The sequence below is a fragment of the Streptomyces sp. genome (assembly GCF_031178505.1).
In the GTDB taxonomy this organism is placed as follows: Bacteria; Actinomycetota; Actinomycetes; order Streptomycetales; family Streptomycetaceae; genus Streptomyces; species Streptomyces gulbargensis.
On the sequence record NZ_JAPSIW010000940.1, the window covers coordinates 1 to 2,295 of the forward strand.

Here is a 2,295-nt window from a genome sequence, read left to right on the forward strand (position 1 = left end):
GGTGACGCGTACGTCCTCAAGCACATCGTGCACGACTGGCCCGAGGAGCAGGCGCTGCAGATCCTGCGCAACGTGCGCGAGGCCCTCGCGCCGGGCGGCAAGCTGCTGCTGATCGAGATGGTGCTGCCCGAGGACGCCAACGCGCCGCACTCGGGCAAGCTGGTCGACCTGTGGCTGATGCTGCTGGTGGGCGGCAGGGAGCGCACCGCCTCGCAGTACGCCGATCTGCTGGGCCGGGCGGGCTTCCGCCTGGAGCGGGTGGTCCAGACGGCCTCCGCGGTCTCCGTCGTCGAGGCCGTCCCGGTCTGACCCGCACACCGTTTCGTCACCGGCGTACGGCCCCGGTCCGCAGCCTCGCGGACCGGGGCCGTTCGTGATGCCCGGGCCGTGGTGCTGGCCGGGGCCGTACGTGGTTTCCAGGGGCGTCCGCGCGGTGTCCGGGGAGGTTCGCGCGGTGTCGGGGGCCGGCCGCGCACGCCTTCGCCCCGGCGCACGGTGTGCGCCGGGGCGAAGGCGTGGGGGGTCAGCGGGCCGGGCCGAACCAGCGCTCCAGGGCCGGCGCGAGGCCGGTCGCCGACGTCGCCGAGGCCCAGGCCACATAGCCGTCGGGCCGGATCAGCAGGGCCTTGATGCCGGTCAGGGAGTCGGCGGCGTCGGTGGGCTTGGCGACCGCGGTCACCGTGTCCACCCGGTCCCGGTGGCCGGCCACCGCCCGCCGCACCGCGGGGTCGTCGCCGAGGTCCAGCACCACGCCGCGCCCGGCGTGCAGCAGCCGCGCGACGGGCGTCTCACCGTCCGGGCCGACCAGCAGCCGCGGCGGCATCCGGCGGCCCAGCAGGGCGTGCTCCTCGCCGGTGTCCTCCCCGAGGTCGTAGCGGATGTCCAGGTGGCTGACGATGCCCGCCAGGTGCCGCTTGACGTCGTCGTACCGGACCAACTCGCCGAACAGCTCGCGCAGCGGTTCGGACTCGGCGCCGCCGAGGTAGACGATGCCCTGTGCGCGGGTGTTCATCAGCAGGCGCCGGCCCGCCGGGTGCCGTTCGGCGTGGTAGGTGTCCAGCAGCCCGGCGGGGGCGTCCCCGCGCACGGCGGCGGCCAGCTTCCAGCCGAGATTGGCCGCGTCCTGCACGCCGGTGCTCAGCCCCTGCCCGCCGGCCGGCAGATGGATGTGGGCCGCGTCGCCGGCCAGGAAGACCCGACCGCGCCGGTACTCGGAGGCCTGGCGGGTGGCGTTGGTGAAGGAGCTGACCCAGTCGGCGCGGCCGGCGCTGATGTCCTCACCGGTGATGTCCTGCCAGGCGGCGGCGACCTCCTCGTAGGTCACCGTCCGTTCCCGGTCGTGGGCGGGGCGGCCGTCGGGGCAGACGATGATGCGCCACACGTCCTCGGTGAGCGGCGCGGACATGACCATGCCGTTGCGCAGCCGCTCCCCCAGGAAGCGGGGGCGCAACTCGACACCGGTGATGTCGGCCAGGTACATGCCCTGGGTGGCGTCGGTGCCGGGGAAGTCGAAACCGGCGGCCTTGCGCACCCGGCTCGCGCCGCCGTCGCAGCCCACCAGGTAGGAGGCGCGCAGACGCCGTTCGACGCCCTCGGCGTCCCGGACGGTGATCTCGACGTCGGGGCCGTCCAGGAAGCCGTCGGCCAGGGAGACGAACTCCCAGCCACGGCGTATGTCGGCACCGGTCTCGCTCGCCCACGCCTCCAGCACCGCCTCGGTCTGGCCCTGCGGGATGCCCCGGGCTCCGAAGTGGGCGTCCTGCAGCACGGTGAAGTCGAACTGGGTTCCGCCGAAGTGCCCCATGGGGCTCGTCTCCAGCGTCTCGCCCTGTCCGAACCGAGGCAGCAGTCCGCGTGCGTCGAAGGTCTCCATGGCGCGGGCGGTGAAGCCCAGTCCACGTGACTGGCCCGTGGGCTCGGCCAGCTTCTCGATCACGACGACTCGGGCTCCGCCCAGGCGCAGTTCGCCGGCGAGCATCAGTCCGCTGGGGCCGGCACCGACGACTATGACGTCGGTGTCCGCCGCTGTCCCTGCCATGGTTGTCCTTCCTGCAGTGGGAATCGTTCGGGCGCTGCGGGGGGTGGCACCGGCGGCGTCCGGGCCGCACGGACGGGGGTTGTCAGCGGGGCGGGCCGAACCAGCGCTCGAGGGCCTCGCGCAGGCCCTCCTCGCCGTCACCCCGGCCGGCCCAGGCGATGTGGCCGTCGGGGCGCATCAGGAGGCGGTCGGCGTGCTCCAGGTCCTCGGGCCGCTCGGGGCGGGCCGGCATGGACGTGACCCGGTCGGCCCAGCCG

At 74.4% G+C, this 2,295-nt stretch carries 2 protein-coding genes and 1 pseudogene; 1 reads left to right on the top strand and 2 read right to left on the bottom strand.

Annotated elements, in window-relative coordinates; translation table 11 throughout:
* Positions 1 to 309 (top strand): methyltransferase (locus tag RIF68_RS34790; protein ID WP_309055516.1); only part of this gene is annotated, 309 nt, incomplete at its 5' end.
* Positions 310 to 523: 214 nt separating this feature from the next.
* On the opposite strand, the gene RIF68_RS34795 is transcribed toward RIF68_RS34790, so the two are convergent.
* Together RIF68_RS34795 and RIF68_RS36600 are read right to left on the bottom strand one after the other, a co-directional pair.
* Positions 524 to 2,038 carry an FAD-dependent monooxygenase gene (locus tag RIF68_RS34795; RefSeq protein WP_309055517.1) on the bottom strand — a complete coding sequence of 505 codons (1,515 nt, stop codon included), beginning with the start codon at positions 2,036 to 2,038 and terminating at the stop codon, positions 524 to 526.
* 82 nt (positions 2,039 to 2,120) lie between these two features.
* A pseudogene (locus tag RIF68_RS36600) lies at positions 2,121 to 2,295 on the bottom strand (oxidoreductase); the annotation flags it as partial.